General features: G+C 45.1%; 14 protein-coding genes. 5 read left to right on the forward strand and 9 right to left on the reverse strand.

What is annotated here, in order from left to right; genetic code table 11:
• Nucleotides 1-46 precede the first annotated feature (46 nt).
• The 7 genes from NF543_RS01130 to NF543_RS01160 all read right to left on the reverse strand — a co-directional run bounded on the left by NF543_RS01130 (nucleotide 47) and on the right by NF543_RS01160 (nucleotide 6,654).
• Nucleotides 47-682: a hypothetical protein gene (locus NF543_RS01130; protein ID WP_257666240.1), complete on the reverse strand. Its 636-nt coding sequence runs from the start codon at nucleotides 680-682 to the stop codon at nucleotides 47-49.
• A gap of 151 nt (nucleotides 683-833) precedes the next feature.
• Nucleotides 834-1,604, reverse strand: a complete 771-nt coding sequence (locus tag NF543_RS01135) for a hypothetical protein (protein WP_257666241.1) — start codon at nucleotides 1,602-1,604, stop codon at nucleotides 834-836.
• Between the two features lie 329 nt (nucleotides 1,605-1,933).
• Nucleotides 1,934-2,449 carry a hypothetical protein gene (locus NF543_RS01140; protein ID WP_257666242.1) on the reverse strand — a complete coding sequence of 172 codons (516 nt, stop codon included), beginning with the start codon at nucleotides 2,447-2,449 and terminating at the stop codon, nucleotides 1,934-1,936.
• A 12-nt stretch (nucleotides 2,450-2,461) separates the two neighbouring features.
• Entirely contained in the window at nucleotides 2,462-3,400 is a 939-nt protein-coding gene (locus NF543_RS01145) for a lysophospholipid acyltransferase family protein (protein ID WP_257666243.1), read from the reverse strand.
• A 1-nt stretch (nucleotide 3,401) separates the two neighbouring features.
• The gene (locus NF543_RS01150; RefSeq protein WP_257666244.1) at nucleotides 3,402-4,994 is read right to left on the reverse strand and encodes a hypothetical protein; all 1,593 of its coding nucleotides are present in this window, start codon (nucleotides 4,992-4,994) and stop codon (nucleotides 3,402-3,404) included.
• A gap of 114 nt (nucleotides 4,995-5,108) precedes the next feature.
• Nucleotides 5,109-6,083 carry a FecR domain-containing protein gene (locus NF543_RS01155; protein WP_257666245.1) on the reverse strand — a complete coding sequence of 325 codons (975 nt, stop codon included), beginning with the start codon at nucleotides 6,081-6,083 and terminating at the stop codon, nucleotides 5,109-5,111.
• A 4-nt stretch (nucleotides 6,084-6,087) separates the two neighbouring features.
• A complete protein-coding gene (locus NF543_RS01160; RefSeq protein ID WP_257666246.1) occupies nucleotides 6,088-6,654 on the reverse strand; it encodes an RNA polymerase sigma-70 factor in 567 nt (188 codons plus the stop codon).
• Between the two features lie 202 nt (nucleotides 6,655-6,856).
• Between NF543_RS01160 and NF543_RS01165 the strand changes: the two genes are divergently transcribed.
• Nucleotides 6,857-7,714, forward strand: coding sequence for a transglutaminase-like domain-containing protein (locus tag NF543_RS01165; RefSeq protein WP_257666247.1), 858 nt, complete (start codon nucleotides 6,857-6,859; stop codon nucleotides 7,712-7,714).
• A 7-nt stretch (nucleotides 7,715-7,721) separates the two neighbouring features.
• On the opposite strand, the gene NF543_RS01170 is transcribed toward NF543_RS01165, so the two are convergent.
• Nucleotides 7,722-8,789, reverse strand: a complete 1,068-nt coding sequence (locus tag NF543_RS01170; RefSeq protein ID WP_257666248.1) for an NHL repeat-containing protein — start codon at nucleotides 8,787-8,789, stop codon at nucleotides 7,722-7,724.
• Between the two features lie 44 nt (nucleotides 8,790-8,833).
• Nucleotides 8,834-9,721 carry a pirin family protein gene (locus NF543_RS01175; RefSeq protein ID WP_257666249.1) on the reverse strand — a complete coding sequence of 296 codons (888 nt, stop codon included), beginning with the start codon at nucleotides 9,719-9,721 and terminating at the stop codon, nucleotides 8,834-8,836.
• Nucleotides 9,722-9,860: 139 nt separating this feature from the next.
• Between NF543_RS01175 and NF543_RS01180 the strand changes: the two genes are divergently transcribed.
• The 4 genes from NF543_RS01180 (at nucleotide 9,861) to plsX (ending at nucleotide 12,392) form a co-directional block, all read left to right on the forward strand.
• Complete coding sequence (locus NF543_RS01180) at nucleotides 9,861-10,514, forward strand: epoxyqueuosine reductase QueH (protein ID WP_257666250.1); 654 nt, start codon at nucleotides 9,861-9,863, stop codon at nucleotides 10,512-10,514.
• Nucleotides 10,515-10,610: 96 nt separating this feature from the next.
• The gene (locus tag NF543_RS01185; protein ID WP_257666251.1) at nucleotides 10,611-11,150 is read left to right on the forward strand and encodes a YceD family protein; all 540 of its coding nucleotides are present in this window, start codon (nucleotides 10,611-10,613) and stop codon (nucleotides 11,148-11,150) included.
• Nucleotides 11,151-11,159: 9 nt separating this feature from the next.
• Nucleotides 11,160-11,351, forward strand: a complete 192-nt coding sequence (rpmF, locus tag NF543_RS01190; protein ID WP_257666252.1) for a 50S ribosomal protein L32 — start codon at nucleotides 11,160-11,162, stop codon at nucleotides 11,349-11,351.
• Between the two features lie 102 nt (nucleotides 11,352-11,453).
• Entirely contained in the window at nucleotides 11,454-12,392 is a 939-nt protein-coding gene (plsX, locus tag NF543_RS01195; RefSeq protein ID WP_257666253.1) for a phosphate acyltransferase PlsX, read from the forward strand.
• Nucleotides 12,393-12,395 lie beyond the last annotated feature (3 nt).

The raw sequence follows: 12,395 nt of genomic DNA on the forward strand, positions 1-12,395 counted from the left end.
TGATAAATTTTAGATTAATGATATATTGAAATCTTAAAAAACTTGGTTAACAATCACATCCGATGCCACCATCGCTTTCTCCTTTGTCGGTAGCATGAATAGTTTCCTTGATTGCATCAGTACTCGCTTTGGGATAACTATCCTTTAAGTGCCGGATTTCATATATAAGGAAAATCGCCTCCACCAATTTTTCAAAGTAATCCATGGTTTTAAACGGTTTGTCCGCATAGTCAAAAAAACCTTCACCCCCCTCTTTATAGGCATAAATCAACAAATCATCCAAAAGTTCATGCCATCCATCCAAATCCTTATATCCAAAGAAATCATCCAGAAATACCCGAAGATTATTTCTTTCGTCCCTTTCCAGGCATTTATAACTATTTTCATAGTTTCGGATATTTCCCGGTTTCAAGTCCATATCAGCGTGATGCAGAACATACATAGTTTCAATAACCTTGATGAGCTGCTTTTGGCTGTAGGCATAGTTTGAGTTACACCCCGCAAGGAACGTTTCGTCGTAAGAAAATGCGGTTTTTATCAGATACAATGTGTCCCTCCTGAAGTAGTACATTTCCGTCTCCTTCTCACAAAACTCATTGATGTAGATAAACGGATTCTCAATCTCCTCCGCTTTTAAATACCTGAAATGCGTTTGATCTAACGATGTTTGTTTCGTTTCCATGGTTTAGTAGATTTAAGTTTAACAAATAAGTTGACGAAACAAAGATACTATCTTTTGATATATAAAACAATATCAAAAATATATTTTTCACCAAACTAACCGCCAAAAGCCTAATACTCAGGCTCGAAAAAAATTTTCTTGTGCAAAACATTCAATCCTCATCCCATTTGACGATCTTTACGTTTGGAGCTTCGGGTTGAGACGCGGTTTTAGGGGCCTGCTCCCCTTCAAACACGACCACCTCACCATTCTTCACATACGCCGCCTCTGCCAGATATGCGGCGTAATACTTCCTATTGTTGCTTATCAATCCATCGCCGCCCGCTCCATCCGTCCGGAGGAATGATACACCTACGGCTACCAATGCCAAGCGGTCTTCCATGTTCTCGATTGGCACCACGGCCGACCGCTGCTGTTGTTTTTTCTTATGGCCGTAAGCAAAAGCCAACGGCTCAAGGGCATAAACATCAACTGTTAATTCCCGGACATCCAGCACTATGCAACGTATAGAAAGATAAGCCTCTGCCCCCCTTTCCGGCCATTTGAAGTTATCCCTGCCCATGGCGGGCAATTGAATCTTGATCCCGTCCGGTATCGGGACAATATCGGCCTTGATGAAGATGGCATGTGTCAGCCATGAAAAACTGGTATACGGATTAAGCTCCAACCCCTTTAGCAAGGCTAAATTTCCATCAGCCAATGTCCGCTCGCCTTTCTTCTCAGTCGGCCCCGTGCTGAGCACCGCGATAATGCGCGACTGCAACCGTTTATGCAGCTCATTGCCATAGTTGCCAAACACCAGTGGAGACAATGCCGTTTTCAGCGCGGAGGCTAAACGCGTGGCGTAGCTAAATTCCTTACTGGTTTTTAAGGTCTCGTCGCTGTACCGGTAGTTTATCGATTTTTTATTCTTTTCGGACATCTTAAATCGGCAGTTTTGGGCGGATTTCGTAACTTTGCATAATCATCCATTCCGGTTGAGGTAAAGATACCTTACTCCATCCAAATCTCATAAAAAATCTGATATAAAGTCCGTACAGACTCCGTTGAAAGTCCGTTCAAGTCCGTTAGAAATCCGTTATATCTTCGATGCCCCTCCAATCTCCCTCCGTTACCTCTACGTTCATACTATAGGATATAGGGATGGTATATGCAACGGCTACATCGTGTCTATGTACCAAAGGGAAAACGGATAAGGGTCGCTTATCGGATATATAACATAGGCGATACCATCAAATGGATTCCATATCGTCAATACTTGATCTTGAAATCCTCCTTGGCCTGCCCGTAGTGGAAGAACACCAAGCCAAGGTGGAATAGATCGATCGTAACGGTCACATCTGGTTTGGTTTTCATGGATCGCCAAAGCCGTTTCATGCTCGCATTACAGTATATACCGCTCAAAACTAGCACGCTCCCCAGATGCAATTGAGGCCAAAGTAGCTGAAGTTGGTGGGATGTCGTTTCGGTGTTTTTTCCTTCAATAAGGATGAAATCCAATTGTCCTGTGGGCAACTGGTCACCCAACTTATATATTTGTTTGGGTTTAATCCATGCTGTCAGTCGAGCCGTTAGCCGTTTGACCTTATCCTGTGCCTCATTTGATCGTCGCTTAGCATAAACCACTTCATCCACCAAGCAATACACGAAAGGCGAATGTGTACCATGTCTTGTTTTGGATGACAGGAAGTGCATAAAGTAATCAAGGTAAAAGCGCCATGAATGCATGCTGGCAAAGATAAGGGAAACTACCCTCATGTGCTTCATGCAATGGGGTTTTCATTTCCACCTGCGATGCGACCACAACCAATAAGTGGGATTTTTGTTGACGGTTTGCTGCAGCAATTCCCCAAAACATTGGGTTATCTCGCCTTCTACCGTATCTTTAGCCTTATCGGTAATCAAGGAAAAATACACATCCCAACCATCGTCGGGTTTCCTTTCCAGTTCGATATAAAAAACCACTGCATTGATGGCTTTGGCCAACTTTTCAGCACCATCAAACATGGAAGTAGTTTGGTTCAGGAACTCCAACTGACATCCCTTATTCGAACCTGGGAATTGATCGGCGATAAAGAGGTTGAGGGAGACATCATTCTTCGCCTTCACCAATTGCCTTAAGGCTTTCCCTGCGGGAATGAGCTGCATCCCAAACCTCGACCTAATGCGCCTCACAATGCCGCATAGCATCGTATTAGACAGTGGTTTATACAACGCATTTACCGGAAATGGAAGTTTGCTGGGAAGGATGTTTAGGCTTTCCCAATTACCATAATGACCAAGTAAGGCTACCATGGGCCTTCCCTCGGCTTGATACTGGTTTATTAAATCCATGTTGGTTATTCGAATCTTGGCAGCCAACTGTCTCTTACTAATGGAAATCGATTTGATAACCTCTACCACTAGACAGGAAAAATGCCAATAAAATCCCTTTGCCAACGCATGTATTTCCGAATAAGGTTTATCGGGAAAAGAACGCGACAGGTTTTGAAGCACCACATGGTAACGGTACCGCATAATGGAGTAAGCCAAAAAATAACAGCAGCGGCCGATGGTGGCTCGTAATAAAGCGTATGGAAGTAGGCTGAGCAGTGTAATGGGAATCTGCATGGCGGTATAAAATGTCGCTTTTAAAAGAGCCATCACATGTGAGCGCCAATCGGCTGAATAACTTTGGCTTTTGTTCAAGCCCTTGATGTATAGTTGTGAAACATTCATTTTACCAGCGATAAAGCAACCCACTATATATACCCATGTACAGGGCTTTTCCCGTCTCCGTATTATGGTACCATTTCCATCCGGGGATAACGGAGGATACCGTAGCTCCTTTATCCGGATAGGTATAGTTAACCGTCGGCCCAGCTATGATACCCAAGTGCCGCCCCAAGTATACTTGCGAAAGCAGCCTGAATGATAATCTGGGCTCGCTATGTTTCTTGAAATCCGTGCTGGCCCGGTTGACCATTTCGGCATCAAGGTTGAATGGTCCCCGCCGCAGAATATGGACTCCTATTCCTGTTTCGATAGCGTATTTCATTGGGTTTCCATTCAAGTAATAGCCTGCACCAATCAGCCCATACAACACGCGGCCACCAGAGCGGAAAGCAACCTGTGCCATGCTCGATTCATCCATTGCAACAGAAAGCCCTTTGCTTCCTTGTTTAATAAGATTGATAAGTCCTATGGGGTAGTCACTGCTATCGGCCATATTTACCAAGCCCGCCAACTGGATGCCTTTAACTTTACCGGCAATATTCACGCCACCCGCAATCTGATTACCCGTTTCGCCAACGGATTTGTTTATTACACCAGTGACCTGTATACCGCGTATATTCTCCGCAACATTAAACATGCCGGATAGTTGTACTCCTTTTACATCGCTACCCCAATTGCCCAACCCGGCCAGCTGCATCCCGGAAACGCTGTGCATGACGATATTAGATGCTCCTGCCAGCTGCAGCCCTTGGGCATGGCGGCCCACCACATTGAATAAACCTGCTATTTGGAGGTCTCTAGCATCCTTTTGATTGATATTGAACCCGCCAGCAATCTCAACCCCATTTACCCCTGCGGTATACCCACCGATGAGATTCAGCGATACTTGGTTGACCACCTGGCTATTGAACATGCCATGCGAACTTAATCCAGGTGTGACGGACACTTGATAGGGACTATATGCAAAAAATCCTCCAAGGTTGACGCTTTGGATGCGTTGCTTCGAACTGATGAAAAATCGGCCGAATGCCGTACCTTCCAACCCACTGCCCTCGCTATCATCTGGATAATATCTATAACGGCTCCATTTATTTTTCGGTTTCACTTGCACGGGAGGTAGCAACATTACCGTGGTATCTCGGTAGTTTTCCTTGCTAATGGTAAGCCATATGGTTTCGCCCGGTCGTTTGATTGTCAATTTGAAATTCCCCCCAGGATCGGAAAGCGTAGATACTAATATGTTCCGTTCATAAATGCTAGCAAGATGCACACCCTTGTCATTGCTTGCATCTTTGATTTTTCCTTCCACTACCAGGGGGTTCCCCCGATCTTTCTCAACGTGAAAGGTCAATTCCATGGAGCCAGGTGCGTAGCGGATGATGACATATCCGGGGCTCTCCTTAAATTCATAATCACGGCCAAGGGTACTTTCCAGGAAATCCACAAGTCTACCCCGGAAATCCGATAACGTAATGACACTATCGGCCGCTATAGCGTTACTGTTATAGGCAAAATAGAACCCTTGGTTTTTGCTGATATCATCCAATAAATCTCCAACACGTTGATTGCCGATATCCTCAATGGTGATTTCACGCATAAGGTAGTTCTGTGCTGTGCATACCGCTGTTAATGCAAGCGGTGAACAGGTTAAAAACAACCTAACAAATAGCATGTTGAAGGAAGGGATTATGGTCATTCTGAGTGATCTGAACTATTTCAATATGATATTGTTTCCCTGTTTCTCCACGGTTATCCTCAATGTCTTGGCAATGAGATGGAGCATATCTTCCAAGGTATTCTGGTGTAAGGTTGTGGTCATCGGCAAGTTACGGATTTTATCGTTAACTATGATGATTTCTACGCCATAAGCTTCTCTCAAGACTTCTACAACACGCCAAAGTGGCGTATTATCCAACACAAACTGATTGCTTACATAATAATTATGAAGTAGGTCATCCACCATACCTTCGTCAAACTGTTGGGTTTGCGTATTGATCGTTACCTTTTGTCGTGGCCCCAATTCCACCATCCTACTCAATCCTTCCACTTTTACTTGTCCGCTTTCTACGATAACCTCCGTCTCATCTCCTTTCCGTTTTACGTGGAATGAAGTACCGAGAACGGTGACGGTTACTTTCCCCGACTCGATGACAAACGGTTTATTGTGGTTTGGCGCTACCCTAAAAAACACCTCCCCCTCACGCAGTTCAGCCAGCCTTTTCCCCTGGAAAGGACCTTGGGAAAACCGCAACGTAGCATATTTGTTTAGCGTGATTATTGAACCATCGGCAAGGGTGTCTGTATTTACCGCGTTGGCTGTTTCATAGGTCGATCCATATCGTTGGCTCCCATTTTGCACCAGGAAGTAATAGCCAATAAGGCTGGCTCCTGACACGAAGATGAGTGTGGCGGCAATGCGCAACCAACCTAGACGCCGGATCAGACCTTTAGATTGCCAGCTGAGGGAGGGATTTACACGTTCCCGCCTTTGCATAAAGCGCAGCCATGCTTCATGTTCATCCACATCACTTTTGCCCGCGAGCGTTTGACTAGCATCCCATACCAATCGGAGTTGTGAATAATGCTTCTCGTTATCTGGGTGCGCCGCAATCCACTTGCGAACCGCGGCGGTTTCCTCCTCGCTCGTTTCCTTCAGCAAATATTTTGTCAATAAAACTTCATCCATAGCTTCATATAATGGGTAGTACAATAATCAGAAAAGGCAGGAAATCCGACAGCTTCAGCCGCAATAACTTCAATGCCTTTCCCATGTGGCTTTCCACGGTTTTAAGGGAAATACCCAGTTTGTCTGCGATTTCCTGGTATTTCAGTTCCTCAAACCGACTAAGTTGGAAAACAGTGCGGCATTTTTCAGGAAGCTGCCGGAGTGCCTCTTTTAAGTGACGACGCAGTTCCTTATCTTCCATATCCATCTCCGTTTGTTTTTGCTTATATTCAACCACCGCTCCCTCCATATATTTTTGTTGAACCTTTTTATGTTTCAGGTAATTCAGGCTCTCATGGTATACTGATTTATACAGATATGCCCGTAACGAAGTATGTATTGACAACCGTTCCCTGTTTTCCCATAGCTTCAAAAAAACGGTTTGTACAATTTCTTCTGCCATGCTTTCATCCTGTAGGATGGTATACGAATAGGCATGTAATGCCTTGAAATTGCTTTTAAATGCTTCTTCAAAAGCAGTCTCATGACCGAGGTTTACTGGCATTTCATTTTTGGCCAAATTTACTTCCATTTAGCGTTATACATATAATCATTTCCTCCCTTTCCCCTGTTCTATCACGTTTTCATGAGCTATGACAACTTAGCTAGTCTTTACCCTCATTCAAAAGATTTTTTTATTTCTTGATAAAGAGGAATGCCTCTTACGGCATATGTGACTACCTTCGTGGGTAAAGGTAAACGTAATCGGCAAGTTTTTTGTAACTTTGTGTATCATGATGAATGAGGTAGAATTAGATTCGTTAATCAAATTGCTCGACGATCCGGATGCCGAAGTATTCCAGCATGTGGAGCAAAAACTGATTACCATGGGACCAGCCGTCATCACACGGTTGGAGTCTGTGTGGGAGCAGTCTTTTGACATGCTGTTGCAGGCACGTATCGAAAACCTCATTCATAAGATACAATTTGAAGATGTGCTTCAAGAACTGGAACTTTGGAAGTTGAGCGGTTCATTCGATTTATTGCAGGGCCTAATTATTGTGAACAAATACCAGTATCCCGATATGGATGAGCAGAAAGTCATCAACCAGATCGAAGCCATCAAACGGGATGCTTGGCTGGAGATGATTTACAGCATGAGCGCAGTAGAAAAGGTGCGTCTGCTCAACAACATCATTTACAATGCCCATGGATTTTCGGGCAATACCAGCAACTACCACGACCCGCAAAATTCTTACATTGGCCAGGTATTGGAAACCCGCAAAGGCAATCCCATTCTTTTGGCATGTATCTACAGCATCATTGCCCAGAAACTTGACATTCCTATCTATGGGGTAAACCTACCTAAGCATTTCATTCTGGCTTATACGGAAGACCATACCCCGGTGGAAAACAAACATGGAATCTTGTTTTATATCAATGCATTCAACCGCGGCCAAATATTTGGCCGGCATGATGTCATTGCATTCCTCAAACAGCTCAACCTCTCCCCTAGTGATAATTTTATCATGCCGTGCAGCAATCTCGATATTATCGCACGGGTATTGCGCAATTTAGTAGCCGCCTATTCACAGGCCAGCAATGCCAGCAAAACGGAGGAAATCAATAGGATGTTGGATCTCGTTTCATAATGGCGCCCTATTGCGCGGAGCCTCTTGCATCGAGGAAGATACCGAATGGTACGCGATCTTGGAATGTTATCGGCGCATGTTGCGGGGCCACATTCCCATTGTCTGATAGGTTAAACTTTGAAACCGTACCATTATTGCCATTTTTTCGATCTGCCACATAAATTGTCTTTTTATTCTCCCTTGGGTCTATGGCTACATCGACCGGTTTGAATATGCCCGTTGCCGATCCGCTAATTGTCCGCGTGGGTACCACCGTGGGCGACGGTTGGGCCAAGTAGCTTTTTATGCCTTCAATAATATACACACGCCCATCATCCGTACCTTCTTGTGTTCCATAATCAGCTGCGACCAAAATATCCAGTGAGTCGATGAACGCAATGCCGCGGATGCTCGTGGCTCCTTCTATACGTATCGTAGAAATGGCCGTAAAATTCGTTACTACAGAGTCAGCTTGAGATAAATTTTCATACAAAGACACCCCCCCATTTACCCCTGCATTGGATACCAACAAATTATCACCCCACATTACAAGCCCCCATGGACGCATGGAGGTTTCCAGCTGCAAATCCTTGTCGGGAATGGTGAACCCCCTGCGGTTCATGGGTTGGTAAAAGCCGAAAATCCGATTTGTTGTAGTATTGCTAGCCACATACAGCATCTGGGAAGGCTGATGGAAGACAAGACCACGCATCCTTTCAAGGACGCTGTTGCCAATGTTGCCTGAAGTGGCTAATACACCCAAATTACTTACTGTCATCAACCGGATGGTCGTATCCAATCGTCCGGCCTGAAACACCCTACCCGCTAATGGGTTAAAATGGATGCCGCTGCCACCCATTGCGCCAGAATCGAATCTGAGTGAATCGAACACCGTCGAATCAGCCGGATCAATGATGACAACATTTCTGACAGCACCTGCCAATGGATCGGTCACATCATTATAATTCTCGATAGATACGTATAAGCGGGCTATGGGCCGCGTAGGCAATATAGGTTCGTCGTCATTGCGTATGCAACCACCAACGGCCAGTAACATGCCAAGCGCCACCACCAGAAAACTAGGCGATTTCTTCATTCAACAGGGTTTTGGACAAAGTTATGAATTTTCAGGGTAGAAACCTATGAGGCTTTAGTCGTTTGCTCCGGCAACGGCACAAAGTCCGTCTCTCCCGGTACGTGGTCAAACCGTTGTTCCAGCCACCGTTGTTTCGCCGCCTCGATTTTCTCCCGGCTGCTTGACACAAAATTCCAATAGATGAAGCGTTCTTCAGGGAAGGATTCACCTCCAAAAATGTAGACACTGGTATCTTCATTGATGGTAAACTCGCATAACGTGGAATCTTTGGCCACCAAAACCTGTTTGGGTGTATAGGTATGTCCATCACTTTCGATACTCCCTTTGAGTATGTACAGGCCCGACTCCCCAAACAGTTCATGGCCAATGCTCAGCCGTTGCTTGGTAGTGCTATGGATTTCCAGAAAAAACTGCTTGCTATATACGGGTACGGGCGATCTACGGCCGAACGCCTCCCCAGCAATAAGCCTGAATGCCACATCACCCTCCTCCCAATAGGGAACGTCCTTGGCCTCCACATGGTGGAAGGAGGGGTCCGTGTCTTCTAGTTCCTTTGGCATGGCCACCCAGATCTGCAAGCCATGCAGGTTTTTATCCGAATGGCGCAGGTATTCGGGGGTTCGCTCGGAGTGGACGACGCCACGGCCCGCCGTCATCCAGTTGACCGCCCCGGGCTGTATTTCCACTTCCGTGCCTAAGCTATCGCGGTGTAGCATGCTGCCTTCAAAGAGATAAGTCAACGTGGATAGCCCAATATGTGGGTGCGGGGGCACATCTACATTTTCCCTATCGTTAAGCTTAGCAGGTCCCATGTGGTCAATGAAAATATATGGTCCCACCATCCGTTTACCCCGAAAAGGCAGGAGGCGGCCCACCATGAAATTGCCGATATTAGCCGGCCTTTCTTCGATGATCATTCCAACGTTTGACATAACGTTTCTATTTTAGCTCCATGAAATGTATTAGTTACGCAAAGTTAAGGATAAACGATGATAATTAGCCATCCTCATGAATTTGCAATAACCCCTCTTTTTTAGTAATATTGCACCATCAAAACAAGTTGATATCAAGATGGATAACGCGGAATTCAAACGGGAAAAACTGGAATTGCCCAATGGTGAAAACAAATTGCTATTGCACTCCTGCTGTGCGCCATGCTCCGGCGAGGTGATGGAGGCAATGATAGCTTCGGACATCAATTTTACCATCTACTTCTACAACCCCAACATACATCCCCGTAAGGAATATGACTTACGTAAAGATGAGAATATCCGCTTTGCCGAAAAATATAATATCCCTTTTGTGGATGCCGACTATGATGTAGACAACTGGTTTAGCCGTGCCAAAGGGATGGAACAGGAACCCGAGCGTGGCATCCGCTGTACCATGTGTTTCGACATGCGCTTTGAACGCACGGCCCTCTATGCTTACGAAAACGGATTCCCTACAATTACCAGCTCGTTGGGCATCTCCCGTTGGAAAAATTTCGACCAAATTAATGACTGCGGTATCCGGGCGGCGGGGCATTATCCCGGTATCACATACTGGACATTCAACTGGCGTAAAAAAGGCGGCTCATCACGTATGCTGGAAATCAGTAAGCGGGAGCAATTCTATATGCAGGAGTATTGCGGATGTGCCTATTCCCTGCGCGATACAAACCATTGGCGCTTAGCGAATGGCCGGGAACGCATCGAACTCGGAAAGCAATATTACGGCGATTAAACACGGATAAGGCTGATGTGCTCCATAATCAAATAAGCTTTACAAAAAATTTCATATCTTACATTTTATAGTTACCTTTGCAGGCTCAATTGTGGGATGGTGAATTATTTGAAGCGATATCGAATCCCTTTTTCGGGGTTGAGTTTGGGCACGCACGACTTTGAGTTTGACATTGACAAGGCGTTCTTTGATTGTTATGAATACTCCATTATAAAAAATGGCAATCTTAACGTTCTGGTCAATTTGCACAAGCAGGAAAACATGATGGTGCTGCGGTTCCATATTACGGGTACCACTACACTCACATGTGATGTATGCTTGTCAGCTTTCGAGGCTAAGACTGACATTGAGGAAAGACTCATTGTCAAATTTGTGGATGAAGACATGGCTGAAAGTACTGAGGAAATTATCGTGCTTGCCAAACATGAGCATGAGCTGGACATCGCCGGGTTGCTGTATGAATACATCAACGTACACATACCGCATTACATCAAGTGCAGTGAACAAGGCGACAACATCAAATGTGATGAAACGGTATTGGCCAAGTTGAATGGTCTTACATCGAAGCAAGAGGAAACAAAACAAACAGATCCCCGTTGGGAAGCACTGAAAAATATAAAATATAATCAAAATTAACAGTACGAGATGGCACATCCGAAACGTAAAACCTCCAAATCAAGGAGAGACAAAAGAAGGACACATTATAAAGCTGAGCGACCTAGCTTGACGACGTGCAAGGAAACCGGTGCGGTACACTTGCCACACCGCGCATATATGGTAGATGGCAACCTCTATTACAATGGCAAACTGATTATCGAAAACACTGCCTCCGTCTAATTTGACCTTTCAAAAAATTGAACATCCCATAACGTGTAACTGGTTTTTTATGCGTTACTTTGGGGTGTTTTTGCGTATTATTGGATTAAAAAACAATAACGGATGAAGATTGGTTTAGACATACTGGGAGGGGATTTTGCGCCTGAAGCCACCATACAAGGGGCCATCCTGGCGTCGAAGCAACTTTCGGAAAACCAGAAAATCGTACTCATTGGCGACCAACACATTGCTAAGCAACGCATTGAACAAGCAGGCGAAAATCCTGCTTTTTTTGAATACGTACATGCGCCGGATAACATTGGCATGGGCGAACATCCCACTAAGGCCATTGCTCAAAAGCCCAATTCGAGCATCAGCAAAGGGTTTCAATTGCTTAAGGAGGGAATGATCGATTCGTTCGCTTCTGCCGGCAATACAGGAGCAATGCTGGTTGGATCGGTATTCAGCGTGAAAACGATCCCCGGTGTCATTCGACCGGCCATTGCTACCAATGTACCCAAAATCAAGAGTGGTTTCGGCATCCTCCTTGATGTGGGAGCCAATGCAGACTGTAAACCTGAAATGCTTCCCCAGTTCGGATTGCTTGGCAGCCTTTTCGCCGAACATGTTTATGGCATCCAAAATCCTTCCGTGGGCCTACTCAATATTGGAGAAGAGGAAGAGAAGGGCAACATGCTCACATTGGCTGCTTATCCCCTCATGAAGGAAAGCAAACGCATTCGTTTTGTAGGCAATATCGAAGGACGAGAACTGTTTGATGATAAGGCCGAGGTGATGGTATGCGATGGGTTTGTGGGCAATGTGGTACTCAAGCTTGCCGAATCCTTTTATGTGTTGACACGGAAAAAAGGGTTCAACGACTCGTTTTTCGACCGATTCAACTATGAACAATATGGAGGAAGCCCCATTTTAGGAGTAAACGCACCCGTCATCATCGGCCACGGTATTTCTAGCCCCGAAGCCATCAAGAACATGGTTTTGCTTTCCAAAACCATGATTGAATCCAATATCATCGAAAAAATCAAATCCGCTTTCAATTAAACG

Source organism: Parapedobacter tibetensis, assembly GCF_024704835.1.
Lineage (GTDB): Bacteria > Bacteroidota > Bacteroidia > Sphingobacteriales > Sphingobacteriaceae > Parapedobacter > Parapedobacter tibetensis.

What these genes read in the sequence shown, in the direction of transcription:
- NF543_RS01130 (WP_257666240.1), bottom strand. Translation starts at nt 682, where the DNA reads ATGGAAACGAAACAAACATCGTTAGATCAAACGCATTTCAGGTATTTA.
- plsX (WP_257666253.1), top strand. Translation starts at nt 11,454, where the DNA reads ATGAAGATTGGTTTAGACATACTGGGAGGGGATTTTGCGCCTGAAGCC.
- NF543_RS01180 (WP_257666250.1), top strand. Translation starts at nt 9,861, where the DNA reads ATGGATAACGCGGAATTCAAACGGGAAAAACTGGAATTGCCCAATGGT.
- NF543_RS01155 (WP_257666245.1), bottom strand. Translation starts at nt 6,083, where the DNA reads ATGGATGAAGTTTTATTGACAAAATATTTGCTGAAGGAAACGAGCGAG.
- NF543_RS01165 (WP_257666247.1), top strand. Translation starts at nt 6,857, where the DNA reads ATGATGAATGAGGTAGAATTAGATTCGTTAATCAAATTGCTCGACGAT.
- NF543_RS01135 (WP_257666241.1), bottom strand. Translation starts at nt 1,604, where the DNA reads ATGTCCGAAAAGAATAAAAAATCGATAAACTACCGGTACAGCGACGAG.
- NF543_RS01150 (WP_257666244.1), bottom strand. Translation starts at nt 4,994, where the DNA reads ATGCGTGAAATCACCATTGAGGATATCGGCAATCAACGTGTTGGAGAT.
- NF543_RS01160 (WP_257666246.1), bottom strand. Translation starts at nt 6,654, where the DNA reads ATGGAAGTAAATTTGGCCAAAAATGAAATGCCAGTAAACCTCGGTCAT.
- NF543_RS01175 (WP_257666249.1), bottom strand. Translation starts at nt 9,721, where the DNA reads ATGTCAAACGTTGGAATGATCATCGAAGAAAGGCCGGCTAATATCGGC.
- NF543_RS01145 (WP_257666243.1), bottom strand. Translation starts at nt 3,400, where the DNA reads ATGAATGTTTCACAACTATACATCAAGGGCTTGAACAAAAGCCAAAGT.
- NF543_RS01140 (WP_257666242.1), bottom strand. Translation starts at nt 2,449, where the DNA reads ATGAAGCACATGAGGGTAGTTTCCCTTATCTTTGCCAGCATGCATTCA.
- rpmF (WP_257666252.1), top strand. Translation starts at nt 11,160, where the DNA reads ATGGCACATCCGAAACGTAAAACCTCCAAATCAAGGAGAGACAAAAGA.
- NF543_RS01185 (WP_257666251.1), top strand. Translation starts at nt 10,611, where the DNA reads ATGGTGAATTATTTGAAGCGATATCGAATCCCTTTTTCGGGGTTGAGT.
- NF543_RS01170 (WP_257666248.1), bottom strand. Translation starts at nt 8,789, where the DNA reads ATGAAGAAATCGCCTAGTTTTCTGGTGGTGGCGCTTGGCATGTTACTG.